This window comes from Arthrobacter sp. CJL-S3, assembly GCF_056711635.1.
In genome coordinates this window covers 1,219,614-1,244,073 of sequence record NZ_CM160046.1, presented here as the reverse complement: position 1 = coordinate 1,244,073, position 24,460 = coordinate 1,219,614, and the positions used below count along the sequence as shown (strand labels likewise).

At 67.8% G+C, this 24,460-nt stretch carries 13 protein-coding genes; 3 read left to right on the top strand and 10 right to left on the bottom strand.

From position 1 onward, the window contains the following. Positions 1-181: 181 nt before the first annotated feature. Positions 182-5,230: a peroxidase family protein gene (locus tag AC06G6_RS05610; RefSeq protein ID WP_479827142.1), complete on the bottom strand. Its 5,049-nt coding sequence runs from the start codon at positions 5,228-5,230 to the stop codon at positions 182-184. A gap of 264 nt (positions 5,231-5,494) precedes the next feature. Here AC06G6_RS05610 and AC06G6_RS05605 point away from each other — a divergent pair, with 264 nt between their 5' ends. From AC06G6_RS05605 to AC06G6_RS05595, 3 genes are read left to right on the top strand one after another with little or no spacing between them, the layout of a single operon-like run. Then, positions 5,495-7,030, top strand: a complete 1,536-nt coding sequence (locus AC06G6_RS05605; protein ID WP_479827140.1) for an SDR family oxidoreductase — start codon at positions 5,495-5,497, stop codon at positions 7,028-7,030. A gap of 48 nt (positions 7,031-7,078) precedes the next feature. Further along, entirely contained in the window at positions 7,079-7,576 is a 498-nt protein-coding gene (locus tag AC06G6_RS05600; RefSeq protein WP_307459001.1) for a DUF2505 domain-containing protein, read from the top strand. A gap of 3 nt (positions 7,577-7,579) precedes the next feature. Then, positions 7,580-7,801: an SCO4848 family membrane protein gene (locus AC06G6_RS05595; protein ID WP_479827138.1), complete on the top strand. Its 222-nt coding sequence runs from the start codon at positions 7,580-7,582 to the stop codon at positions 7,799-7,801. A 60-nt stretch (positions 7,802-7,861) separates the two neighbouring features. On the opposite strand, the gene sufU is transcribed toward AC06G6_RS05595, so the two are convergent. From sufU to AC06G6_RS05550, 9 genes are all read right to left on the bottom strand, one after another. Next, positions 7,862-8,332 carry a Fe-S cluster assembly sulfur transfer protein SufU gene (sufU, locus tag AC06G6_RS05590; RefSeq protein WP_479827136.1) on the bottom strand — a complete coding sequence of 157 codons (471 nt, stop codon included), beginning with the start codon at positions 8,330-8,332 and terminating at the stop codon, positions 7,862-7,864. Positions 8,333-8,344: 12 nt separating this feature from the next. Further along, the gene (locus AC06G6_RS05585) at positions 8,345-9,553 is read right to left on the bottom strand and encodes an aminotransferase class V-fold PLP-dependent enzyme (RefSeq protein ID WP_479828549.1); all 1,209 of its coding nucleotides are present in this window, start codon (positions 9,551-9,553) and stop codon (positions 8,345-8,347) included. 236 nt (positions 9,554-9,789) lie between these two features. Then, positions 9,790-12,540 (bottom strand): helix-turn-helix transcriptional regulator, encoded by a 2,751-nt coding sequence (locus AC06G6_RS05580; RefSeq protein ID WP_479827134.1) that lies wholly within the window; start codon positions 12,538-12,540, stop codon positions 9,790-9,792. A gap of 98 nt (positions 12,541-12,638) precedes the next feature. Beyond that, entirely contained in the window at positions 12,639-15,374 is a 2,736-nt protein-coding gene (locus AC06G6_RS05575) for a helix-turn-helix transcriptional regulator (RefSeq protein ID WP_479827133.1), read from the bottom strand. A 914-nt stretch (positions 15,375-16,288) separates the two neighbouring features. Beyond that, positions 16,289-19,003 (bottom strand): LuxR C-terminal-related transcriptional regulator, encoded by a 2,715-nt coding sequence (locus tag AC06G6_RS05570; protein WP_479827131.1) that lies wholly within the window; start codon positions 19,001-19,003, stop codon positions 16,289-16,291. Beyond that, positions 18,990-21,731 (bottom strand): helix-turn-helix transcriptional regulator, encoded by a 2,742-nt coding sequence (locus AC06G6_RS05565; protein WP_479827129.1) that lies wholly within the window; start codon positions 21,729-21,731, stop codon positions 18,990-18,992. The genes AC06G6_RS05570 and AC06G6_RS05565 overlap by 14 nt, the downstream gene beginning before the upstream one ends. A 189-nt stretch (positions 21,732-21,920) precedes the next feature. Next, complete coding sequence (pth, locus tag AC06G6_RS05560; protein ID WP_479827127.1) at positions 21,921-22,508, bottom strand: aminoacyl-tRNA hydrolase; 588 nt, start codon at positions 22,506-22,508, stop codon at positions 21,921-21,923. Positions 22,509-22,615: 107 nt separating this feature from the next. Next, positions 22,616-23,218, bottom strand: a complete 603-nt coding sequence (locus AC06G6_RS05555; RefSeq protein WP_479827125.1) for a 50S ribosomal protein L25/general stress protein Ctc — start codon at positions 23,216-23,218, stop codon at positions 22,616-22,618. Between the two features lie 260 nt (positions 23,219-23,478). Next, a complete protein-coding gene (locus AC06G6_RS05550) occupies positions 23,479-24,459 on the bottom strand; it encodes a ribose-phosphate diphosphokinase (protein ID WP_479827123.1) in 981 nt (326 codons plus the stop codon). Position 24,460 lies beyond the last annotated feature (1 nt).

Below are 24,460 nucleotides of genomic sequence, written 5' to 3'. Positions count from 1 at the left end.
GAAGGGATCACGGGAATGCAGGCAACACGAATAGCCGAAATTCGTGAGAATCCCGGGTACCCCAAGCCTACCGCGCAGCCCGGAGGCGGGTCCGCAGGGTCCCCGCAGGACCCGGCGGGCACACGGAAGGTCCCCCGCCTCCCTGACGGGACGCGGAGGACCTTCCTTGCGGAGCTGACCGTTACAGGATCGCCGACATGGTGCTCCAGCCCCCGCCCAGGTCGACGCGGGTGAGCCAGTCACCGGCACCGTCGTTCGGGTAGAGCCAGAGCCGGCCCGCAAGGTCACGGGCGATCACGTCAGGCCTGCCGTCGGAGTTCATATCCCCGGGAGCAGTGATCGCGTTCAACGTGTTCCAGCCCGACCCGAGACTCTCACGTGTGAACCATTCGTTCTGCCCGTTGCCCGGGTAGAGCCACAGTTCACCGCTGCTGTCGCGGGCAATCAGGTCCACTTTGCCGTCGGCGTTGAAGTCACCGGGAGCGACGATGGAGCTCATGATGTTCCACCCGCCGCCCAGGTCAACGCGGGTGGACCAGTCGCCGGCCCCGTCGTTCGGGTACAGCCACAGCTCGCCGCTGCTGTCCCGGGCGATCAGGTCCGGCCGGTTGTCGCCGTTGAAATCCCCCGGGGCCACGATGGAGGTCATCACGTTCCAGCCGCCGCCCAGGTTCTGGCGCTGGAGCCAGTCGCCGGCCCCGTCGCCCCGGTAGAGCCACAGCTCACCGTTGGTGTCCCGGGCGATCACGTCCGCGTCGCCGTCGCCGTTGAAATCTCCGGCGCTGACGATCGACGACATCACGTTCCAGCCTCCGCCGAGACTCTGCCGGGTGAACCAGTCACCGGTCCCCGTGCCGGGGTACAGCCACAGCTCCCCGGAGGCGTCGCGGGAGATAACGTCCGTGAAGCCGTCACCGTTGAAGTCGTTCAACCTCATCGACGACGCCGGAACCGCGGGAGTCACCTCGTTCGATGCCGCGGACCGCGGGCTGGTGCCTCCGGCGTTGACTGCCTCAACCTGGAAGTTGTAGGCGGTGCCGTTGGTCAGCCCGACCACCACGAGGCTTGTCTCCGTAGCGGCGATGCCTTCGATGATGTTGAAGTCGGTGCCGCCGGTGCGGACCACGAGGTTGAGCGTGTCGGCACCCTCGGGTGCTTCGAAGCTCACGGTCGCTGTCGTATTGCCTCCAACGGCCGTGGGGGCAGCCGGGGCAGCGGGCGCCACGATAGCGTCCGGGACAACATTGATGGTCTGGTCCAAGAACCGCAGCCGTTCGACGTTGGTGATCCGGTCCGTGCCGTCTTCTGCCCGGCCGCCGACGTGGGTCACGGTGGTGACTCCGTCGACGGTGCTGATGTCGTATTCGTCCAGGTTCCCGGAGAAGGCAGCTGTGTCGATGTCAGCCCCGCCCGGAGTGGAGAGGATCTCCCGGACGATTTTCACGTTCCCCGGATCGATGTTGCCGGCCATGATGTCGGCCTGGAGTTCCGTCAGGGTCGTGGCGGTCCGGGTTTCCTCACCCTGGCCGTTGACCACGCTGAGCCGGACGTTGAGCCACTTGTCGCCGTCGATGATGTCATCGGCGCCGTTGCCCCAGATCTCGTCGCTGCCGGAGCCGCCGATGATGATGTTGCCGGCACCGAAGGTGGTGGCACCGTCCGGCAGCAGGGCCGCGAGGCCGCTGATCCGTGCGATGCCGGCCGCGTCGAGCTCGTTGGTGAGCCCTTCGACGTTGACTTCGGTGTTGGGCACCGACGGCACCTCGTCGTCGCCGCGGAGCACGTCGTCCTTGTCCCAGCCGGAGAGGGCCTCAACCAGGAGGAAGCGGTCCTTGAGGGCATTGGGCCCGTCGACGATGATCTGGCGCATGTCGGAATCGCCCGGTTCGATCGAGCGGGCGTGGGTGACCCAGTCGAAGCCGAAGACACCGTGGTTGCGCTCGATGCCGGGGCCGGCGACCATCACGTCGTCGCCGCCTTCCGCGTCATAGTCGTCTTCGCCCGAGTCGCCGATCAGGACGTCATGGCCCGGAGCGTTGATGTCGTCGAAGAACGGTGCGCCGCTGTCACCCTGCAGCAGGTCGTTGGAGTTTCCGCCCTCCTGCCAGTCATCGCCGCCGCCGCCGAACACGGCGTCCGGGCCGTCGCCGGAGAGGACCAGGTCGTTGCCTTCGCCCGCGAACGTTTCGTTGCCGTTGAGGCCGCCGTTGGAGAAGTCGTCGCCCTCACCGGACATGATGATGTCCAGGCCAGGTCCGGCGTCGATCGCGTCGTTGCCGGGTCCGCCCTTGATGACGTCGTCACCGTGTGAATCAGTGACGCGATCGTTTCCGTCGCCGCCGAGGACGACGTCGGCGCCATCATTGCCTTCGACAATGTCGTCGCCGTTGTTGCCCCAGATGGTGTCGTTGTCGATGCCGCCCCAGATCCTGTCGACTGCGAGGTCGGGGTTCGCGTTGTCCAGGCCGTTGAACGTGGACTGGGCGTTGAGCCCGGGACGGTCGACGGTGTTGCTGACGCGGTACCGGATGGTGCCGTCCGCCATCCGCATGAGGAGTGCAGCTTCGTCGCAGGACGAGGCCGGATCATCGGCAACCGAGTTGCCGGTGGTGGCGACAATGTTCTTCATCTCGAACTCGCAGTCTGCGACGCCGAACACGTCAGCCTTGAGGGCCGCGGCGTCGGTGTTGCGCATGATGAGCTCGGACAGGGAGTTGCCTTCCAGCTGGGTCCGCAGGTTCAGGCCCGAGGTGCGGGAGAGGTAGTAGAGGCGGTCCCCGTCCTGCAGGTCCGTCATCTGCCGTTCAAAGATGTAGTTGAACGTCGAGCCGAGCAGGCCGCCGAAGAGGTTCTGGTACTCGGCCAGGCCGCCCACCCACAGGTCGATGTTGCCGAGGCCGGTGGCCCCATCCGCCCAGGTGCCCGTGCTGTTGACGAACTCGAAGGAGTCCGTCGGAGTCAGCGCATCCGCGGTGTCCATGTCGAACAGCCGCTGGGCGGCCGCCCGCTTGTCAAGGATCGACGTGGCGGCCGTGATGGTCGGGTGTGTGCCGTAGGCAGCCATGAAGTTCACCACGGAATCCGGGTGCTTGAGGTTCTGGCCAAAATCCACCCAGCTGGTGTACGGCTTCAGCGAGGACTCGCCGGTGCTGTTGTAGAGCTGGGAGCGGAAGTTGTTCAGCGACGGGACACCGGTGTCCCGGCCGCGGGCCAGGTTCAGCGAGGCCAGGTCCAGGGGCAGGCCCAGGACGTTGTTCCGCAGGGTGTCGGTGACGAACTCGTCGAGTTCGGATCCGACCTGGTCCGTCATGCCCATGGCGATGGCACCGGCGGCCTGCTTCGGGTTCAGGGTGCCCGCCGTGCTTTCGTAGTAGGCCGTGGGATTGAGGAAGGCGTCCAGCAGCGGCATGCCGATGTCGGTGCCGTTGTTGGTCTTCCGGTCAATCGTCTCGGTCAGCATGGAGTGCCCGAACCGGTAGGTGGCGTGGGCGAACTCCGCCTTGATCGCGGGGTCGATGCCGGTGTCCGACTGCGTGAACACGTTGAAGCCGTTGATACCGGGCTGGATCTTGCGGGCAAAGTCCTCGAAGACGATGTGCTGGTATTCCATCTCCGTGACGTACCGTGCGGCCTGGAACAGGCGTTCACCGTTCCACTGGCCGTTCGGGAGCTTCCATTCGTTCAGGTCGATGTTCTGCTCCGTGACAAGGCCCTGCATGTAGCCGACCAGCCGGTTGTGCTCCGAGTGGAACACCTGGTGGATGGCCGTCAGGCCGATGTTTTCGTTGACCCGTCCGTCGCCGGCGACGAAGTGCGCGGCGAGCTGTTCGTCGTCGTAGGTTCCAGGCGTTGCGAGGGGCTGGGTGACCGGGTTGAGGTCGCCGTCGCCGTCGGCGTTCAGCGCCAGCCCGGTCTGGGAGCTGAACGGCGCCGCGTTGTGCGCGATGTCGTCCAGGAAGGCGATGCCGATGCGCTCGACGTCGGCCGGCGGCGCGACCGGGTCGGCCAGGTTGCCTTCAACCCGGCCGGTTTCGGTCTCGTACTGCGGGAGTCCGTTGGGCCCGCGCAGGAAACGGCCGTACTGGTCGGTTGCGATCTTCGGGATGTCGGCGACGTCATAGTCCGACAGTTCCAGGCCAAGAAGGTCCCGGGCCTGCTCCTTGACGTGCGCCCACGTGGCCATGCCGCCCGGTTCGCCCTCGATCAGCTCGCCGCTGGCAACGGGATCGCCGTTCTCGTTCAGCGTGTATTCGCGCAGGAACACCTGGTGCGCGGGATGGGACGCGTACGTCTGGCTCTGGTCCACCCAGGGCGAATCGGTGTTGGTGGCGTCCTGGATATCGTCATCGGTGCCGAGTTCGCCGTCGGGGCCGGCCTGGTTCTCCGCCCGGCTGAGCAGCATGAAATTGGTGCGCCCGCCCGGAACGTACAGCGGATCGTCCTCCGCGAGCGGCATCATCACGACGTTCTTCGTCTTCTTGGTGAAATCCACGCCGTGATCGAAGAACTGTCCGAACAACGCGAACATGCCGTTGTACGGCGGGGAGAGCCCGAAGTCGGTCGTGACGTTCGGGATGTCCAGGGTGGCGCCCTCGGGCACGCAGTTTTCCGGCAGCCCCGCGCCATCGCAGGGCACCGCGGTCGGGCTGTCATTGACCGTCCGGTGTGCCTGCCCCGCGGCGGCCACGGCCGCCGGGTTGCTGGCGGTCTGGTCCACGATCACGTTGCTGACGAAGCGCGGATTGCTGTCAGTGACGTTGGAATTCACCGACTGGTAGCTCTGTCCGCCGGTCGAGGTACGCCATTCAGGATCCGAGAGGCGCGGGAACACCCGGCTGGCGGACCCGAAATCGTTCTGGCCTTCCACCAGGTTGTTTTCCGTGCCGTCCACCGTGCGGAGACCGTAGGGCAGCAGCGGGTTGGCGATCTGGTTGGGGCCGAGGCCCATGAGCGGCTGGCCCGGAACATCGTTGCCCTGGGCGTCCTCCTTGGTGGCGTGGTTTTCGGCGATCTTGATCTGCTTCAGAATGAACCGCATGTCGCCTGCGTTGAGCGTGAATCCCTGACCGGTCGGCGCCGCGGAAACCGCCGGCGCCAGCACGGACGGGACGACCCCGGCACTGAGCAGGAGAGCGAGCGCACCGGCCGCAACTTTGCGCGTAACGCCTGGTGACTTCCCTCGAGCCAGGGGGCCGCCGTCCCTCCCCCGGGTCTTGCGATGTTTCGCCATGATTGTTCCTCCATCGAGTCGCACCGGCTCCCCCCTCAACGTGGTCGCTCGGTTCACTGGATGGCGTCAGTCTCCTCGTGGGGCCTTGGAAAATTCTTGGGACTGCTGGGCCGGAAGATGCAGGAGGAGCAGGAGGGTCAGGAAGGTGCTGCCGACGGGTCACGGACCTGCCGGCCCACGCGGCGGCCGGACTAGGCTGGCAGGAGACAGGGCCGTCCGAACGGCCTGGCGCTCCGAATGCTTCATAGACGACAAGGAGTCACCATGACCGGCACCCCCGAATCCGCACACACCCCGCCCGCAAAGAACGGCAAACCACGAACGGTGCTCGTCACCGGCGCCACCGGCTACATCGGCGGCCGGCTGGTCCCCCGCCTGCTCGAAGCCGGGCACACCGTGAAGGTCCTGGTCCGGACGCCGGCCAAGATCGCCGGCGTGCCGTGGCTAGCCGACGTCGAGGTCGTCCAGAGCAGCCTCGACGACGGCGATGCCCTGCGCGCGGCCCTGGACGGCGTCGATGTGCTCTACTACCTGGTCCATTCGATGGCGGCCGGATCGGGCTTCGAAGCCAAGGAAAAGGCGATGGCCGAGACCGCGGCGCGGGCCGCGGCGGACGCCGGCGTGGACCGGATCGTCTACCTGGGCGGCCTGCACCCCGCCGACGCCGAACTCTCCACCCACATGCGGTCCCGCGAAGCCGTGGGCAAGGTCTTCCTCGACAGTCCCGTCGACGCCATCGTTTTCCAGGCAGGCGTCGTGATCGGCTCCGGTTCGGCGTCGTTCGAAATGATCCGCCACCTGTCCGAGACGCTGCCCCTGATGCCCGCCCCCAGCTGGGTGCGCAACAAGATCGAGGCAATCGCCGTGCGCGATGTCCTGCACTACCTCGTCGGCGCCGCGGCGCTGGACGGCCCGATCAACCGCACCTTCGACATCGGCTGCCGCCAGGTCCTCAGCTACGCGGGCATGATGCAGGAATACGCCGCGGAGGCCGGGCTCCCGCACCGCGTGGTCCTGGCGCTCCCCATTCCCGCGCCGAAGCTGGCCGGCGTGTGGGTCGCGCTGACCACGCCGATCCCGCTCTCGATGTCCCTGCCCCTCGTGGAGTCCCTCCAGCACGACGCCGTCTCCCGGGAACATGACATCGACGCGTACATCCCCCCGCCGGAAGGCGGACTCACCCCGTACCGCCGGGCCGTGGCCCTCGCCCTGGGCAAGGAGCGCGACGGCCAGGTGCAGACCACGTGGGCCAGCGCCGGCGCCGACGCGGACCCGCTCCCCTCCGACCCCGAGTGGGCCGGGCACCTTGTCTACCTGGATGAGCGCAGCTACTCCAGCGACGTCGATCCCAAGCACGTCTGGACCATCATCGAAGGGATCGGGGGGCAGAACGGCTGGTACTCCATGCCGCTGGCCTGGCGCATCCGCGGTCTGCTGGACAAGCTCACCGGCGGGGCCGGGCTGCTGCGCGGCCGCCGGCACCCGCACCTGCTGGCCGAAGGCGAAGTGGTGGACTGGTGGCGGGCGGAACGGATCGAACGCGGCCGGCTGCTGCGGCTGCGCGCCGAAATGCGGGCGCCGGGCCGGGCCTGGCTGGAGCTGTCGGTGGAGCCGGAGGGAACGGGCAGCCGTTACCGCCAGCGGGCCATCTTCTTCCCGAAGGGTCTCAGCGGGCGCCTGTACTGGCTGGCGGTGCTGCCGTTCCACAGCCTGATCTTCCCGGCCATGTCGCGGAACATCACGGCCGCGGCGAAGGCCCTCCAGGACGAGGAATCGGAGCCGGCCGGGCACACCGCGTAGGATGTTTGGAGCCCGAAACGACCAGTTCCACCCCCACGGAGGACCCCCATGGCATTGAGTGCATCCACCAACCTTCCGCACCACGTTGACCGCGTCACCGCCGTATTCGTCAATGAGGACTTCCTGCGCCACACGAGCGAACTCGTCGGCGGCACCCTCGAATCCTTCTCCGTCGACGGCGACACGGCCGGCGCCTTCAGCACCACGACCGTGCGGACCATCCCGACCAACCGGATGCCGGACATTGCGAGGAAGTTCGTCGGCGAAAGCCTGAAGGTGACGCAGCTCGAGAGCTGGGACGCGCCCGCTGCCGACGGCTCGCGGCTGAGCAACATCACCCTGAAAGTCTCCGGCGCGCCGCTGGACGTCAACGCCGTCCAGCGCCTCGTCTCCGACGGCGGCAGCACCCGGATCGAGCTCGAGGGCACCGTGACGTCCTCGGTGCCGTTCCTGGGCGGCAAGATTGCCGAAGCGGCCGAGCCGATGGTGGGCAAGGCCCTGAACATCCAGTCCACCCAGGCCCAGGCCTGGCTCGAAAGCCACTAGCATATGGAGCTGCCGGCAATTCTGGCCGTCGTCCTGATCGTGGCCGGCGTCTGGTCCCTTGTTGTCTGGCCGCAGTTCCTGCGCCGGGTCATGAAGGATCCGAGGTCCCGCGACGCGAACGGCAAAGCCACCCGCTTCCTCACGGTCCACATCGTCCTGGTCAGCATCTCCATGCTGCTCGGGGCGGCGACGGCGGCCATCGGGATTGCCGGCCTGCTCAGCTAAGGGCGCGGCCACGCCGCCCGGCCCGGGCCGCAGGCACCGGCCAGGTTCTACCCGACAGGTCTACGGTGCCGCGGTGCTGGACGTCATCGCCTGGGCCAGGGCGTCTTCGGCTGCAACCCAGGAGATCATGGCGCACTTCACCCGGGCGGCGTATTTCGAAACACCTTCAAAGGCTGAAGCGTCGCCGAGGATTTCGGGATCGGCGGCGAGTTTCCCGCGGGACCGCAGGACGTCCCGGAAGTTGCCGATCACCGCTGTGAAGCTGCCGACGTCCATCCCTTCGGCAAGCTCGGCGAGCACCGAGGCCGAGGCCATGGAGATCGAACAGCCCTCGCCGTCCCAGCGCAGCTGGGCGACCTTCCCGTCGGACACCGCCACGCGGACGGTGATCTCATCCCCGCAGACAGGATTGAGCTGGTGGGACTGCCCGGACGACGCCCCTGCGGGAACCGGCGTCTCCGCCAGCCCGCTGCCGGCACGCAGTTTCGCGTGTTCCAGGATGATCTGCTGGTACAGCTGTTCAAGGCTCATGCGGAAAAGTCCTTAGGCTCCAAAGTAGGCTCGGACCCCGGCGACAGCCGCGAGGAAGGCGTCCACGTCAGACGTTGTGTTGTACAGGTAGGTGCTGGCCCTCGTGCTGGCCGTCAGGCCCAGGCGCCGGTGAAGCGGCTGCGCGCAGTGGTGGCCCACCCGGACGGCAATTCCCTTGCTGTCCAGGAACTGACCGACGTCGTGCGCGTGCACACCGGCGACGTCGAAGGAAGCGAGGCCGATCCGCTCCTCTCCGGGGGCCGGTCCGAGGACGCGGATGCCGGGAATGGATGAGAGGCCTTCGACGAGGCGCTGCCCGAGCAGGGATTCCCAGGCGTGGACGCGGTCCATGCCTGTCTCGGTGAGGTAGTTCGCCGCAGCGGCGAGCGCGATGGCCTGGGAAACCTTCTGGGTCCCTGCTTCGAAGCGCTGCGGGGCGGGCAGGAAGGCGGCGCGCTCCATCGTCACCGTAGTGATCATCGATCCGCCGGTGAGGAACGGCGGCAGCGCGTTCAGCAGTTCGGACCGGCCGTACAGCACGCCGATGCCGGTGGGCCCCAGCATCTTGTGGCCCGAGAGGACCGCGAAGTCCACGCCCAGGTCCTTGACGTCCAGGGGCAGGTGCGGCGCGGACTGGCAGGCATCCAGCACGGTCAGGGCACCGACCCGGCGGGCCATCGCCACCAGGGTCTTGACCGGGTTGATGGTGCCCAGGACATTCGAGGCGTGGCTGAAGGCCAGGACCCTGGTGGCCGGGCCGACAATGCCGGCGGCGGCGTCGAGGTCCAGCGCCCCGGCATCGTTGACCGGGATGAAGCGAAGGGTCGCACCGGTCCGCTCCGCGAGCTGCTGCCACGGGATGAGGTTCGCGTGGTGCTCCATCTCGGTGACGACAATCTCGTCGCCGGCTCCCAGGGCGAAGCGTGCCGCCGGCCCGGCGGCCCCCGGCAGAGACGAGTTCAGGAACGCGTAGCTGAGGAGGTTCAGTCCCTCGGTGGCGTTGGAGGTCCAGATGATCTCGTCGGCGCCGGCGCCCACAAAGGCGGCCAGGGTCTCGCGGGCGTCCTCGAAGGACTCCGTGGCTTCCACGGCGAGCAGGTGCGCGCCGCGGTGAACGGCGGCGTTCCGCTGCTCATAGAACTCCTGCTCGGCCTCGATGACGCTGATGGGGTTCTGCGAGGTCGCCCCGGAGTCGAGGTAGATCAGGGGGTGGCCGCCCATGGGCCGGGAGAGGATGGGGAAGTCATTGCGGATCCGCAACACCTCGTCGTCAGTCAGGGCAGGCGAGAGCAGGGCCCGGGACTCTGACGTCGGCACAAAAGCCACGCTGGCCTCCTCGGATCGGGTTAAATGGACTACTTTCCATCATCCCACGGAACGGTGCCCCCGATTCTGCCGTGGTTCTGGCGTGCCCCGTGTTGTCCAGGGTTGTCCCTCAGCGTTGTCCCCGGGAGGCCTCAGGGCCGGTGTGAGTCGCCGCCGGTGTCGATGAGGTCGACCCGCCGGCTGACGCCCAGTTTGGCGAACACCCGGTAGAGGTGTCCTTCCACGGTCCGCTGGGACACGCAGAGCCGCCGGGCTATCTCCGCGTTGCTCGCTCCGCCGGACACGAGGTCCAGGATTTCGGTTTCCCGGGCGGTGAGTTCGGCATCCTGTTCAGGACGGACCAGGTCAATGTGGGCGGCCATGCCGGCAGCAGTCATCCGGTTCTGGATCTTGCGCTGGACAGCGAGCAGTTTCCGTTTGTCGGTGCTTTCGGCGAGGCATCGTTCCGCCTGTTGCGCCGCTTCGAGTGCCAGGAGCACATAGCCGGCACGCAGCGCCTTGTCACTGATCCTGACGAGTTCGGCGTCGTCAGCATGTTGCACCGCGAGCGCGTAGTCGTGCAGCATGCCGGCCTCCCGCCCCTCAACCGCGAGGCTGCTCCGGGCGAGACCGTCCGCGGCCGCAGTGTCCCCGCGGCGCACGGCCAGTCGCCTGATGTCCGTCTCAATCCCCCGCAGACCCTGCCGCCTGGCCTCCTCGGCCAGTCCGCCGAGCCTCTTGCTGACCTCGGCAACACCGCCCGGTGCTCCGCCGGCCGCGGTCGAGTACGCCTCCGCGAGCAACGGCAGTGCCCCCGGCCCGCGGTACCGGGACAGCCGGAAAGCGGCCGCGTGCTCCTCGGCGTCCCGCGTGTGGCCCACCACGGAGGCGGCGTACGCTGCGACCGAATGGGCGAAGGGCAGCAATTCCCAGGGATCGGCAATCGTAAGATCCTCGACGCCGAGAACGAGTTCGGCAATTCCCTCCGGCATGCGCCCCTGGCGGACGCGGGCGAGGCCCCGCATCAGGTGCAGGATGCCTCCGCTGAGCAGCAGCCGCGAGGGATAGTCGGCCTCGTACTCATCGAGGGCCGCGGCGAGAGCTTCCCATTCCCCGGCCCAATTCAGGCTCAGGCTGTAGCGCACCAGAAGGTCTTCATACACGAGGGGCAGCGCCGCGCTGGCGCTTCGCGCCTCCTGCCAGGCCTCGCGGGCCAGCCCCAGGCCGTCCACGACCCGGCCCTTGGCGCAGAGCAATTCGGCGAGCAGCGACTCAGCCGGGATCTTGATCTCCTGCCGGTCCCCGGCGGCCACCACCAGCCGGTTCAGCCCGCCCTCCCGGTCCTCCTGGCCGCCGCCAGGTTGGCCCGCGGCGGGCTGGCTGCCCGGGGCTGTCCCCGCCGCCACGGCGATCGCGGCCAGATCCAGCCACGACGGCCCCGCCCCGGCGTCGCTGCGGAAGACCCATTGGCCGTTGCTCGGACGCCCGGAGCCTGCCGGTCCGGCGGGTGTTGCGGCGGGCTCTGCTCCGGCAGGGCCTGTTCCGGCGGGAATACCGCTCCGCTCGGGTGCCGCGCCGGTCCCCGGCGTCGTCCGCCCCGTCAGCCGGGCCGAGAGCAGGGCGGCCAGATAGCGGGCGTTGCCGTTCGGCATGGGCTCCGCGAGCTGCAGAAATTTTGCGGACTGCTGGCGGTCGCCCAGCAGGTATCGCGCGTAGGCCATCTGCAACCGGGCCTCGGGCAGCTTCGCATCATCGGAAATGGCCTCCGCGGTCCGCATCGCGGCCCGGGCGTCGAGGGCGGCGTTGGCGGTGCACGCCGCTTTGAGGAGCTCGTCCGGCGGCACAACGGCTCCGCAGTCCAGCGCCCACCGAACCCGGTTCAGGAAGGCGTCCGGGGGCACCGGCCCTCCCGGAGGGAGCGAGACGAAGCTGGCACGCAGTCCGGCGCTTTTCCCGGCCGGAACCCAGCGGCGAATGATCTCTCCGATCAGCGGACTGGCGGGACGGACCGTCCGGTCGGCGCCTCGTGAGACGCTGATGATCCCGGCCCGTTCCAGCGCGTCGACAGCCTTCGGGCCGCCAAAGCCCAATAACTGGCCCAGCGGCAGCGGTCCCGCCAGGGCCACTATCGCGGCGGCTGTCCTTTCCTCGGGTGACATCGACCGGAGTTCGTGGCCGATCAGGTCAGCTACGGGAATATCGGCCAGGCCGGGGGTAGAGATGAGGAACCAGATGCCGTGGCGCAGTTCCAGGGCCCCGGTGTCCCGGGCGTGTTCGATCAGGGACAGGAGCATGAACGGGTTTCCCGCGGAAGCATCGGCGAACAGCGCGCTGGCCCACGGCGAGACGTCGGCGCGGAGCACCTGCTCGCAGAGCTGGTGCACTTCGGTCCGGGTGAGCGGCTCGAGGTCAAACTTCGCGACGATGCCGTCATCCCAGAGGGCCAGGAATTCCTCCGGAATCAGCAAACCCGGCCGGCACGTTGCCAGCATGCTGGCAGCACCGGTCGCGACCGCCTGCGCAACAAGCTGCGTCGTCCCGCGGTCCAGGCACTGGGCGTCATCGATCACGAAGAGCGGCTTGCTGGGCTGGGACTTGATGCTGTCCGTCACGGCCTTGACGACGGCGGCAAAGGAATCCAGATCGTGGGCGGGCAGTTCGCCGAGGTAGGGCGAAAGCGCGCCGAAGGGCACGGCAGACAGCGCCGACGTTGCTGCGAGCCGGATGACGGCGGTGTGGGGCCGGAGTTCCCGGATGACGGCCCGGGACACTGCGGTCTTCCCGGTGCCCGGGTTGCCGACGATGAGCGCACCGGAGGTCCCGCCGTCGCGCAGGCATCTGACGATGTCCTTGACGACGCCGGCCCGGCCCACCAGGGTGGCGGACTCAGTCAGGCTCTCCACCCGTTGCCCCCCTGCGGTCGCGCGTGGGCTTCCGGACCGACCGGAGTCGTGGGCGCCGGGCCCGCCCGGACCGCCCGGACGTGGGGGCGCCGGGTCGGTCAGCCCAGGCGGGCGTGTTCCACTGGTCCGGAGATGACATCTTTGAGTTCCGACCTGCTCGCAACGTGGAGTTTCGCATACACCTGGTAGAGGTGCCCCTCAACGGTGCGGACCGAGACGTGCATCTCGTCGGCGATCTTCCGGTTGGACGTACCCGCGGCCGCCCTGACCGCCACCTCAGATTCCCGGGCCGTCAACGTGGAGGTCAGCAATGAGAGCACGCCGTTCCGGGGGTTCCCGAACCGGTCTTCCAGGGACTGCTGCGTGCGCTGGGCCATCCGGAGGGAGATGCGGTTCCCGGCGTCGTTGGCACAGCTGACCGCCTTCCGGGTCACGTCCCTGGCGAAGACCGCGTGGCCTGCAGCGTCGGCGTCCTTGGACGTCGCCAGCAACTCCTCGCTATCGGCATCCGCCAGGCCTTCCGCAAGCCGCGAGCACAGACCGGCGAAGTGCCCGGTGACCTGGTCCGCAAGGTCGCTGAGTTTCTGGCTGGCCTGGCGGTCTCCCAGCCGGGCCACTGCCGAGAGGAACTGCAGGCCGGTAGCCAGCGCCGACGCGTCCGTGTCAATGTCAGCTTCCAGCTTCAGCGCGCGGAGGGCCTCGGTCTTCTGGCCGATTTCCGCCTTCGCGGACAGCTCAAAGTACCGGGTGATGCGGTTCACGAGCCACGTTGCCCGGGGCTGCTGCTCCTCGACATCCACCAGCAGGGCGCCGGCTTTGTCCTCATCGCCCTGAAGCGCGAAGGCGTACGCACAGGCTGCGGTTGCGAGCCCGGCAACAGCGTCCGGATCGTGCACGCTGAGCTGCCAGACCCCGGACTGCAGCCGCTGGACAGCACCGGTGAGATGGCCACGATGGAGATCCACGATCCCCTGGCCGATTTCGAACATGCCGCCCAGCCGGGCTTGCTGGTCCCACGATTCGGAAGTGTCGGCGAGGAAGTCTGCCGCCTCACGGAACTTCGCGGACAACAGCAGGAGCAGCAGGAACCGCCCGCGGATTTCCCGCATCGATGTGTCGGACAGGTCGAGGGCGCCCGCGGCGAGAATGACTTGCCTGCCGAGCCCCACCGCTCCCAGGACGTCGCCGGTGACAGCCTTAGCCTCACACAGCAGGCTCGCGGCGATGATCTTCGCCTCACTGCCGAGGTCGGTGGAACCCGCGTCCTCGAACATTTGCAGAACATCGCCGTACCGGCCTTCGAAGGCGGCCAGCTCGGCATAGGCCAGGCGCACACGCTCGGCCAGCGGTCCCGGCGCAGCCCCGTCGTCCCCGGACACCGTAAGCCGCAGTTCAATCTCCTGCAGCCGTGCCAGTGCACTGGCCGGCGCTGCTGGGCTGCGCCTGTCCAGTTCAGCCCACAGCAGCTGCAGCGAGGCCCACTCATCCAGCGGCAGCCCCTCACCGGCCCGCTGTTCAACCTCGGCCAGGATGCGGCGGGCGGCGTCGTCATTGTGCAGGGAGATGAACGCCCGGGCGGATTCGACGGCCACTTCCGCCAGTTTCTCCCCGCCCGCGATTTCGCGGGCGAACCTCAGGGCCGACTGCGGGTCGGATGTCTTATTCGCGGCGCGGGCCGCCGCCAGCGCCAGTCTGGGGTCAACCTCTTCCCCGCAGTCCAGTGCCCACGCGACCGCCGTGGAGCCCGTGAATGCGTCGAGATCCTGATCCTGAAGTACAGCTCCCAGCCGGCGCCGAAGCTCGGCGCTGCGGCCGGGCGGCACCACGCTGGCCACGATTCCGGCCGTGACCGGATTGGCGATGCTCACCATGGGCGGGTGCTCATGGCTGACGCGGATCAGCGCCCGCTCCTGCAGCGTGTCAATGTCCTGCGCCCGGGACACGCTCATCAGGGTCTGCAGGGGCAACGCTCCGGCGAGCGACAAGAGCTCAAACACATCGCGCTGGCCGGGGCTGAGCCGGTTCAGACGGGCCTTGAGCACATCCCGGATCTCACCGGCCAGAGCCACCGGCTTGTCCCCCAAGACCCAGGAATCCTCGTGGCGGACGATTATTCCGAGCTTAATCTGCTCCCGTGCCAGGGAGTGCAGGAAGAGCGGGTTGCCGCCGCTGGCGTTCCAGAGGGCACGTGCCGCGGTGTGGGAGAAGTGCCCGCCGTACTCCTGGGAAAGGCTGTCGGCCGTTTCGCGGAAATCGAAGGGGCCAAGGTCCACCCTGCGCAGCAGATCGTCCTTCCAGAGTCCCATGATGTCGCTGCCCAGGTTGGGCAGGTCAACGCACGCTGCAAGCAGCAGGACGTGTCCGCCGGCGCAGAGCTGGGCGACCATCATGGTGGAGAGCTCATCCAGGTCATGGGCGTTATCGACAAAGAGGACGACGCTGCGGCCCTGGGCCCGGGTATGAAGCAGCTGCGTCAAACCCCGCAACACCATCAGCGGGTGTTCCAGGTGGGAGGCATCGAGCTCGTTGAGCAGGACGCTCAAGGCACCGTAAGGGAGTTTGGACGAAATGGAACTGCCCCGGACCTGGACGACCAGGTAGTCATCCCCCAGCAGTTCGAGGGCCCGCTGGGCAATAAAGGACTTTCCAGCCCCGTGTTCCCCCACGATGACAGCCCCGCAGCCCGACCCCGATGTCAGCGCCGCCACCACGTCTTCCACTGTTTTGTGCCGTGTGTAGTGCTTCTCGGGCCGCCCCTTCCCCGGACGTTGGGCGGCTGACATCACATCTGTTCTGCCGATGCCCGCAGGCAGGCCGGCTTCTTGCTGAAACATGAGAGAGACCTTCGCAATCAAAGTTATGACTACCGATAAGTCCAACTTATTGACAGCGGGAAATTTGCGGATGCGTATGTGCTACTCGATTACCGACGCGGGGGCGGAACCTGGACTACGTGGATGTACTCAGGAGGTGCGCGCCGGAAAGTGCTCCAAACCAAGTAGTCGGATCCGGCCCGCAGCCGCGTCATGCGGGGCCCTGCCGCGGAGGTCTAAGCGTCGCGGCGGGCCGTGGGAGGGCTGCCGCGCCACGGCGCCTGTTCGTCCCGTCACAGCTCTGGCACGGCCGCCCGGCCTGCGGGCGGCCGAGCCAGGACTGGGGCACTGAAAACTTAGGGAGCCGACGGCGGCTGGGGGGAGGAACCTCGGTCTCAGAAGGTTCCGACGCCGTCGGCTCCGTCAAAGGGGTTCACGCACGTGGCGGGAACCATTCGGGAGACCTATTCGGAGCGTTTGTTGTGTCTGTTGCACCAGTGCGGACCATCGTTCCCCACGCCGGCGGTCCTGGCAGCTTCATCGATCTGCCCGGGCCACTTCCGCGTTGATGGCTCCACGTTCAAGTCCTTTGTCGGGTGGTTTTTTGGGTGGTTCCTGGTGCCTGAATACAATCTAGCGAACCGGACGCCAACCGCGCACCGGTAGTCCGTACTCGAATTCGCGGCGGGTTCGGTTCGGACCGGTGGTCGAGGGTACTTGCCACGGCGGCCGGCTCGCGGCGCTTGTGCAGTCCGGCTACGCGGTCACCATACCCGGGCAGTCCGATACCTACTTGCCGTCGCCCCGGAGCTACGCACGGCGGAAAGGATAGGAACTGGTGGCTGTTGACCCTGCCGGGCCGTTGCGGGCAGCAGGGCGGGGACCCGGAAAACGGCCGGGCCGGAGACTGCTCTCCTAGCCAGCTAGCCAGCTGGCTAGGAGGAGGATACTCCCGGGAGCTGGTCCCTGCCTTTGACATTGAGCTTGGCGTAGCTGCGGTACAGGTGGCCTTCGACTGTTCGGATGGATACCTGTAGCTCCGCGGCAATCTGGCGGTCGCTCAGGCCGCGAACTGCCAGCGCCACGATGTCGCGTTCCCGGCGCGTCAGCAGGCCAAGGGCGTCGGCTTCGGCTTCCTGTTCCTGGCCGGCGATGCTGTCTGCCCTGTCCAGGCACCGCTTCCGCTGGGACATCGCCATGCGTTCGCGCAGGGTGTCGCCGGCTGCCCGGTAACCGATCGCAGCGGCGTCATAGGCGAGTGCCGCGAAGCCCCACAGCTCCGCGTCTTCGCAGCTCTTGCCGGCCTCCAGATAGTCGGCGGGCAGGTCGGTGCTGACCGCCGCCGCATAGTGGCAGATCGCGGCGGCCCTGCGGCCTTCCAGTTCCGGTTGCAGTTCCAGCAGGCGGGTGGCCGCGTCCCGGTCTCCCAGCGCCAGGCAGAAGGCAAGCGAGTCGAACTCCAGGCCTGCCGTGGAATCGTCGCCATTGGGCCGACCCAGCGCCCGCAACTCATCGACGGCGCCCGGATAGTTGCCCAGGCGGGCCTTGCCGTACGTGACTGCCATCTGCGAGAGGATGCGCAGGTACCGTGACACGGCGCGCGGAGCGGCCTCGTAGTCGGAGAGGAATGCCGCAGCCTTGTCCTTGTCGCCCACTTCGGCGGCGGCTGCGAAGGCCATCGATGAGGTGAAGGCGAAGAGCTGCTGGGGATCCGCGAGCCGCAGCGACTCCAAGGCCGCGCTGAGGGTGTTCACGGCCTGGGCGGCCCTGCCCTGGTACAGCAGGATGATGCCGTGCGCGGCGTGGACTCCGCCGCCGAACGAGATGAGGTTGGGTCCCGGTCCGGCGGCCACACCGGCCAGGAGGTTTTCGGCGGCTTCCCAGTCGCCGCCGTGGATCACGGCCGCTGCCGCCCTCGCTACGAGGAATTCGGCGAGGTAATACAGTTCGTCGTAGCCGGCGCCCGCGCTTTCCAGAGCCTCGGACACCGCAGCGAACGACTGGACCGCTTTGCCCTGCACGAGCAGCCGCTCCGAGGTCAGCGCCAGCCGGAACGCGGCCTCCAGGGAGTTGCCGGGAGGCGGCTGTGCCCCGGATTCCGTTTCGGCTTCCGTGCCGGCACTGGCCGGGTATTCCCCCGCCAGCGCGAACACCATGGCGTGAATGGTCGCATAGCGTTCCCGGGTTGCGGCGAGGATTCCCTCGGCATCTTCCGGGTTATCCCGGGCCAGCTGCTCCCCTGCTTCCAGGAGGACCCCGGCACGGTCCATGATGTCGGCAGGCGCCTGGCCGAGGGCAGCCTGCACCGCGGCCCACATCATCGTTCCCGTGAGGAGGACAGCAACGCTGAGGCCCTTGCCGAAGTCGGCGTCGAGGATGTCCCGGGCGGACGCGTAGTCGGAGGTGTTGAAGTAAGTCCGTGCTATCACGGCCCGCGCAGCCACCTGCAATTCGGGGTCCTTGACCAGGGCGGCGGCTTTGCGTGCCAGTTCATCCTCGTGGAGCCGGCTGGCCAGGACGGCCGCCCGCAGCAGCTGCCGGTCCTCAACCTCCGCGCCGCATTCAATCGACCAGCTCACCTGGCGCAAGAGGCCTTCTGCCGACGTCGGTTCGTTGTCCATGAGCTTCAGGAGGCTCTGCCGGAGCTGGAGGCTGCGGGCCGGTGAAATCAGGTTGCGCAGCGTGTCGCCGTAGATGGAGTGCCAGAGCCTCAGTTGCGGGTGCGGTGCCGGTGTCACCCGGATCATCTCGTGTTCGATGAGGGCCGCCACCGGGTCTTCGCCCACCGTGGCCTCAATCAAGTCGCGGGACACCGGCTCCGCCAGGGCAATCAGGTTCAGTGCCTGGCGCTCCTTCGGGGAACGCCGGAGCAGCTGCCGGCGCACGACGTCGGTCAAGCGGTCGCCGTGGCTGTTGAGCGGACGGGCGAGCAGCCATACTCCGTTGCGTTGCAGCAGCGTGCCGTCGCTCTTCGCGTCGTCAATGAGGCCGCTGAGCAGCAGCGGGTTGCCCTCGGAAGCCTCCCAGAGGATTTCGGCAACACTCGGCAGGATCTGGGATCCCAGTGTGTGCTCGAGGATGTCGTAGGTCTGCTGCTGGGTCAGGGGACGGAGGTCAAGGCGTTCCGCTATCCCCTCAAACCACAGCTGTAGCAGCGGTTCCGGCAACCCCGGCCTGGTGGCCGAGGCAACGAGCAGTTTCGCCCAGCCGGCAGCGGCGAGTTCCACCAGGATTCCGGCGGTCGACTCGTCAAGGTCATGGGCGTCGTCGACGACCAGCAGCAGTGGCTTCTGGGAAGCGCGGCGCTCCTCCTCGAGCCGCGACCAGAAAGTCCTGAGCACCGCCAGTTGCGAGGTGGCCTCCTGCACGGGCAGCCCGACAATAAAGGGACCCAGCACGCCGTAGGGCACATTCGCCAGCGAAGGGCTGCCGTGGATTCGGACGGGCGTCACGGCCGACTGCAGTTCGGCCACCACAGCGTCCAGGAGGGTCGATTTGCCGATCCCGCTGTCGCCGAGCAGCAGGACGGCAACGTGGGTACTCCCCTGGATCGCCTCCACGGCCGACCGCAGGTCCTCCGCCCGCCCGGTCAGCGCCTTGGGTGCCTCCGCCGGCTCGGGGGCGGCCGCGCGGTTCCTAGATGAGTCCAAGCAGATCACTTCGCGAAGAAACTCCCAGCTTGGTGAACACCTGGTACAGGTGGCCTTCCACCGTCCGCACCGAGATGCCGATGGCCAGGGCAATGTCCTTGTTGGACACCCCGTTGCCGGCGAGGGTGGCGATCTGCCGCTCCCTGTCCGTCAGCAGCGGCCCCTTGTTCCGGGGGATGATCGGCAGCGCCGGCAGCGAATCCGCGAGGCCCTCGAGGATGGCGTGGGCGGCGCTGGCCTTCCCGCTCAGCCCCGCGGCCTTGGCGAAGTCGAAGGCCAGGGCGGCGCATCTGGCCTGGACGGCGTCGAGTTCCATCGCCGCGGCCTGGCTGGCGGCCTCAAGCATCACGGTGGCGTCCTTCTTGCGGCTGCCCACGGCGATGGTCCGTGACAGCTCCGCGAGGGGCCCCTGCCGCAACGCCGCGATGTCCTCCAGGAACTGGAAGTCCTTGGTGGTGCCGTTGACCGTCGCGCCGAGCATGAAGATGCCGGCCAGGGTGTACCGGCCCGCCCGGTAATGTTCCTCGGCCGCGTGCACCAGCCGGTCCTTCGCCTCCGGATCGCCCAGCCAGCGCGAGGCCATGTCCATGCAGAAGTCCGCGGAGCTTCGGACCGCGAAGCGCGCGGGGCCGTCCGCTGACCGGGCCCGGTCCAGGTAGACCGTGGCCTGCACGGAGTTCCCGGTCTGGGCGTAGGCAAAGGCGGTGGCTGCGTAGGCCTGCCGCAGCGAGTGCAGGCTGGCCCGCACTTCGAGCTGCGCGATCGCGGCCAGGAGCGGGTCCAGGGCCATGTAGCCGCGGCCCGCGTACACATAGGCGAGACCGACCGCCAGATCGGTGGGCGCGCTGCCGGAATGCAGCCCGTGGCCGGCCCGGCCGCTGGCGTCCTTGAGCATGTCGATGCTCTGGCGCCAGTATCCGGACAGGAGCAGCACGTTGAAGGACCGCCATGCGTAATTTTCCCGGATCCGCGGGACGTTGGACCATTCCCCCAGCTGTCCGCCGATTTCGCGCATCAGCCTGCGGGCGTCGACCTCCTTGCCCGTCATGCAGAGGGCTTCCATCAGGATGATGCCGGACCTCAGCCGGTGCACCGGATCGACGTCGTCCATGTCCGAGGTGGCCGCGGCACTGAGCCGGTCCATCATGGGCGCGTAGTCGCCGACGAAGGAAAGGTAGTTGAATTCGCAGAGGTCCAGGCACAGCCGGGCCCGGGTCAGCCCTTGCGGTGACTCCGCCGGCAGCTCCCCCGCGAGCTCGAGCCGCAACCGGGCCTGCCGGAGCAGCTCGGGGACCTCACCGGTCCGGTCCTGGAGCCAGGCCATGCAGTCCGCCTTCGCGGCGATCAGTTCCGCGTAGGCCTCGGCGCCGAGGGCGCCGAGCTGCGCCTCGGACACGTCGTCCAGGGCCGCCATGGCCTGCAGGGGAAGCCCCAGCTGGAGGTAGGCTGCGGACTTCTGCAGCTGGCCCTCGGTCCATTCCGGATCCTTCGGACTCAGGCTTCCGGCGCATTTGAGCGCGAACTTCGGGTCAAAGAGTTTGACGGCGGCTCCGGCGGCGGCCACGGCGTGGGCGGGCGCAAGGGGCGCATCGCAGTCGTGGGTCCAGGCGGCGTAGGCCAGCAGGTCCTCCACGGTCAGCTCGTTGAGCTCGTCCTGCTGGTGCCCCGGCACCTTGTCCCGCAGCTCCAGCCTGCGCTCCACGCTGAGCCAGTTGCGGACGATGTCGCCCAGGTAGCGGTCCCCGAGCGAAACGAGGTGCCGGCCCGTCCGGTCGACAACGATCTGACCGGCATCCTCCATGTCGGCGATGACGCCGGGGCTGTACATCCGGGCGAGCCGAGCCAGCGGCAGGGTGCGGGCACAGGACAGGACCTCGATGAGTTCCCGCGCCACCGGTGTTTCGCGGGCGTACCGGGCCCGGACGATGTCTTCCAGTGCGGTGCGCCCGTCGAGGACCACCTCATCCACCAGGGTCCAGACGGATCCTGAGAGCACGAGGTTGCCCCGTTCTATCTGCTCCGAGACCACAGCCTGCAGCAGGGTGGGGCTGCCGCCCACCAGATTGTGCAGCTGGCTGGCCAGGGCACTGGAGACCCTGTGCCCCAGCGCGGCCTGGAGCACCTCGAGGGTTTCGACTTCCGTGAGGTTGGCGAGTCGGACCTCGGCCAGCTGTCCGGAGGTGATGAGCCAGTAGAAGTCCGGCGGGAGATCCGTGGTGCGCTGGACGGTGGCAACGAGCCTCGCGGTCCGGGTCTGCACCAGGTTGAGCAGCACTCCGGTACTCAGCTCGTCCAGGGCTCCGGCGTTGTCCAGCAGAATGACGCACTTGCGTCCGGCGGCGTCGTCGCGGATCAGGGACGTGATGCCGTGCAGGATGGCTGTCGGCGAGCCCAGCGAGCTTTGCGGCAGTCGGGCGAGCGTGAAGGCCAGGCACCCATAGGGCGTGGCCGAGCCCGGCCCGGAACTGCGGAGCTGGAGGGTATAGACGTCGGGTCCGAAGCCCGCGACGGCGGCACGTCCCACCTGGGTTTTACCGACCCCGCGGTCACCGGTGATGACCACACCCACGCGGTCCTCCGCGAGCAGGGCACTGCGAACCCGGTCGGCGTCGGCGCTGCGCGCGAGGCCTGACCATCTGTGCCGGTCCAGCGGACCGGCTACAGTGCCTTCTTCGGCGGGTGCCAATGTAGTGGAAACATTCCCCCAGCCCAGTGAATCCCTCGACATCTTGTTTCCTTCGTACCGCTTTGCGGACAGCAAACCTGAGACCGTCCGCTTAGAAGTAGCGTATCCCTATCCCCCGACATGAGAGTAGAGCGATCATATCGGCATTTCCGGAAGCTTGGAAGAAATTCGAGGGTCTGCGGCGGGGCGTGACGCGGTCCGCCGCGGTGAGAGCTCCCGGGGTTTGTCCGGCTACGGCGTCTTCGCCGGGTGGAACTGCTGCTGCGCCGCCAGCAGGCCCTCGCGGACCAGGGCTTCCGCGGCGTCCGCCGCGGTCTCGATCAGGAACGGCAGTTCCTTCTTCTCGGAGCCGGAAAAGTCCCTCAGCACATAGTCTGCGGTGTCCATCCTGCCCGGCGGGCGTCCCACGCCGACCCGGACCCGCAGGTAGTCCTTGGTGGCGAGGGCCTTGGAGATGTCGCGCAGCCCGTTGTGGCCCCCTTCGCCGCCCCCCAGCTTCAGCTTGACCGTATTAAAGGGAATGTCGATTTCGTCGTGCACGGCGATGACGTGGCCGGGCTCGATGTCGTAGAACTTGCAAAGCGCCGAGACCGGGCCGCCGGAGACATTCATGTAGCTCAGCGGCTTGGCCAGCACGACACGCGGGCCGCCGATGCCAAGGCGGCCTTCCAGGACCTGGGCCCGGGACTTGTGCGACTTGAAGCCGCTCCCGATCCGGGAAGCGAGTTCGTCGAGGACCATCTGTCCGACGTTGTGCCGGTTGTGGGCATACTCGGCTCCGGGGTTCCCGAGGCCTACGATCAGCCAGGTGTCAGTCATGGATCAGTCCTTTGGTGGGGCAGTCCGGGCGGGGCGGCAGGCGGTCAGGCGGCGCAGACGACGGCGGCCGGGCCCCAAAGGGACCCGGCCACCGGAAATCGCCGGAACTACTCGGCTGCTTCTGCGACCGAAGAACCTTCGGTGGTGTCGGCGGAGGCTTCTTCCTCGGAGACCTCGGTGGCTTCGGAGATGTGCACGACGAGGGCCTCGGCGTCGGCCAGCAGGACGGAGCCCTTCGGCAGGACCAGGTCGGAAGCGTGGATGTGCTCGCCGGCCGTGCGGCCCTCAATGCTGACCTCGACGGCGGTCGGCAGGTGGGTTGCCTCGGCCTCGAGGGAGACGGTGTTCATTTCCTGGTTGTACACGTTGCCCGGAGCCAGCTCGCCGCTGACGTGGACGGGAACGTCGACGGTGACCTTTTCGCCGGTACGGACGGTCAGGAGGTCAAGGTGCTCGATGATCTGCTTGATCGGGTCGCGCTGGATGTCCTTGACCAGGGCCAGGTGCTTTTCACCGTTGATGTCCAGGGTCAGCAGTGCGTTGGCACGGCGGACGGCCAGGGTGGTGGACTTCGACGGCAGGGTGATGTGGATGGGCTCTGCGCCGTGGCCGTAGATGACGGCCGGGATCAGGCCCTCCATGCGGGCGCGGCGGGCGAAGCCCTTGCCGAATTCGGTGCGTACTTCTGCTGCGAGCTTCTGCTCAGCCATGGGCATCTCCTAATGGACTAGCGGTGGTTAGCAAGGGCGGAGGTCTGTTTGCGACCTTCAACGCCGGGTGGCCGTGAGGCCGCCCTTCCGAAGGGAGATTCAGACCCAGTCGATAACGGAGACCAGCAGTCCGGTGAGCCGTGATCACGGCTTACCGGCGCTCTCCCTCGCCAAGGTTTCGGTACAAGGCTACCAGCGCGGGCACGGTTTCAGGAAAACGTGCCCGCACGGGCGGCCGGCCGGGCAGGGCCCGGCGGGGGTCAGGCGTTGCCGTCGAACAGGCTGGTGACGGAGCCGTCGTCGAACACTTCGCGGATGGCGCGGGCGATCAGCGGCGCGATGGAGAGCACGGTGAGCTGCGGGAAGCGCTTGCTGGCGTCAATCGGGAGGGTGTTGGTGACGACGACCTCGCGGGCGCCGGACTCGGACAGCCGCTGGGCCGCGGGATCGGAGAAGACGGCGTGCGTGGCCGCGATGATGACGTCCTTGGCCCCGGCGTTCTTGAGCACCTGGACCGCTCCGGAAATGGTGCCTCCGGTGTCGATCATGTCGTCGATCAGCACGCAGGTGCGGCCCTCGATCTGGCCCACGACCGTCTTGGACACGGCCTGGTTCGGGACGGTCAGGTCGCGGCTCTTGTGCACGAACGCCAGCGGCGCGCCGCCGAGGCGCTCGGCCCACTGCTCGGCAACGCGGACGCGGCCGGTGTCCGGGGAGACCACCGTGATGTCGTCCGCGCCGACGCGGGTGCGGATGTAGTCCGCCAGCAGCGGGATGGCCATGAGGTGGTCGACGGGGCCGTCGAAGAAGCCCTGGATCTGCGAGGTGTGCAGGTCCACGCTCATGATGCGGTCGGCGCCGGCGGTCTTGTACAGATCGGCGATCAGTCGGGCGGAAATCGGCTCGCGGCCGCGGCCCTTCTTATCCTGCCGGGCGTACGGGTAGAACGGCGACACGACGGTGATGCGCTTGGCGGAGGCCCGCTTGAGCGAATCGATCATGATGAGCTGTTCCATCAGCCAGTTGTTCAGCGGGGCGGGGTGCGCCTGGATGACGAAGGCATCGGTGCCGCGGACGCTCTCCCCGGCCCGGACGTAGATCTCGCCGTTGGCGAAGTCGTAGGCATCCAGGGGCAGCAGCTCGGTGCCAAGCTCCTTGGCGATTTCCCTCGCCAGCTCAGGATGCGCGCGCCCAGCGGCAAGCACCAGCTTCTTCTCGCCGCGTGCCGTAATTTCGCTCATT

Coding starts and splice junctions, on each gene's coding strand:
- AC06G6_RS05610 (WP_479827142.1), bottom strand. CDS start 5,230: ATGGCGAAACATCGCAAGACCCGGGGGAGGGACGGCGGCCCCCTGGCT.
- AC06G6_RS05605 (WP_479827140.1), top strand. CDS start 5,495: ATGACCGGCACCCCCGAATCCGCACACACCCCGCCCGCAAAGAACGGC.
- AC06G6_RS05600 (WP_307459001.1), top strand. CDS start 7,079: ATGGCATTGAGTGCATCCACCAACCTTCCGCACCACGTTGACCGCGTC.
- AC06G6_RS05595 (WP_479827138.1), top strand. CDS start 7,580: ATGGAGCTGCCGGCAATTCTGGCCGTCGTCCTGATCGTGGCCGGCGTC.
- sufU (WP_479827136.1), bottom strand. CDS start 8,332: ATGAGCCTTGAACAGCTGTACCAGCAGATCATCCTGGAACACGCGAAA.
- AC06G6_RS05585 (WP_479828549.1), bottom strand. CDS start 9,553: ATGGGCGGCCACCCCCTGATCTACCTCGACTCCGGGGCGACCTCGCAG.
- AC06G6_RS05575 (WP_479827133.1), bottom strand. CDS start 15,374: ATGTTTCAGCAAGAAGCCGGCCTGCCTGCGGGCATCGGCAGAACAGAT.
- AC06G6_RS05565 (WP_479827129.1), bottom strand. CDS start 21,731: ATGTCGAGGGATTCACTGGGCTGGGGGAATGTTTCCACTACATTGGCA.
- pth (WP_479827127.1), bottom strand. CDS start 22,508: ATGACTGACACCTGGCTGATCGTAGGCCTCGGGAACCCCGGAGCCGAG.
- AC06G6_RS05555 (WP_479827125.1), bottom strand. CDS start 23,218: ATGGCTGAGCAGAAGCTCGCAGCAGAAGTACGCACCGAATTCGGCAAG.
- AC06G6_RS05550 (WP_479827123.1), bottom strand. CDS start 24,459: ATGAGCGAAATTACGGCACGCGGCGAGAAGAAGCTGGTGCTTGCCGCT.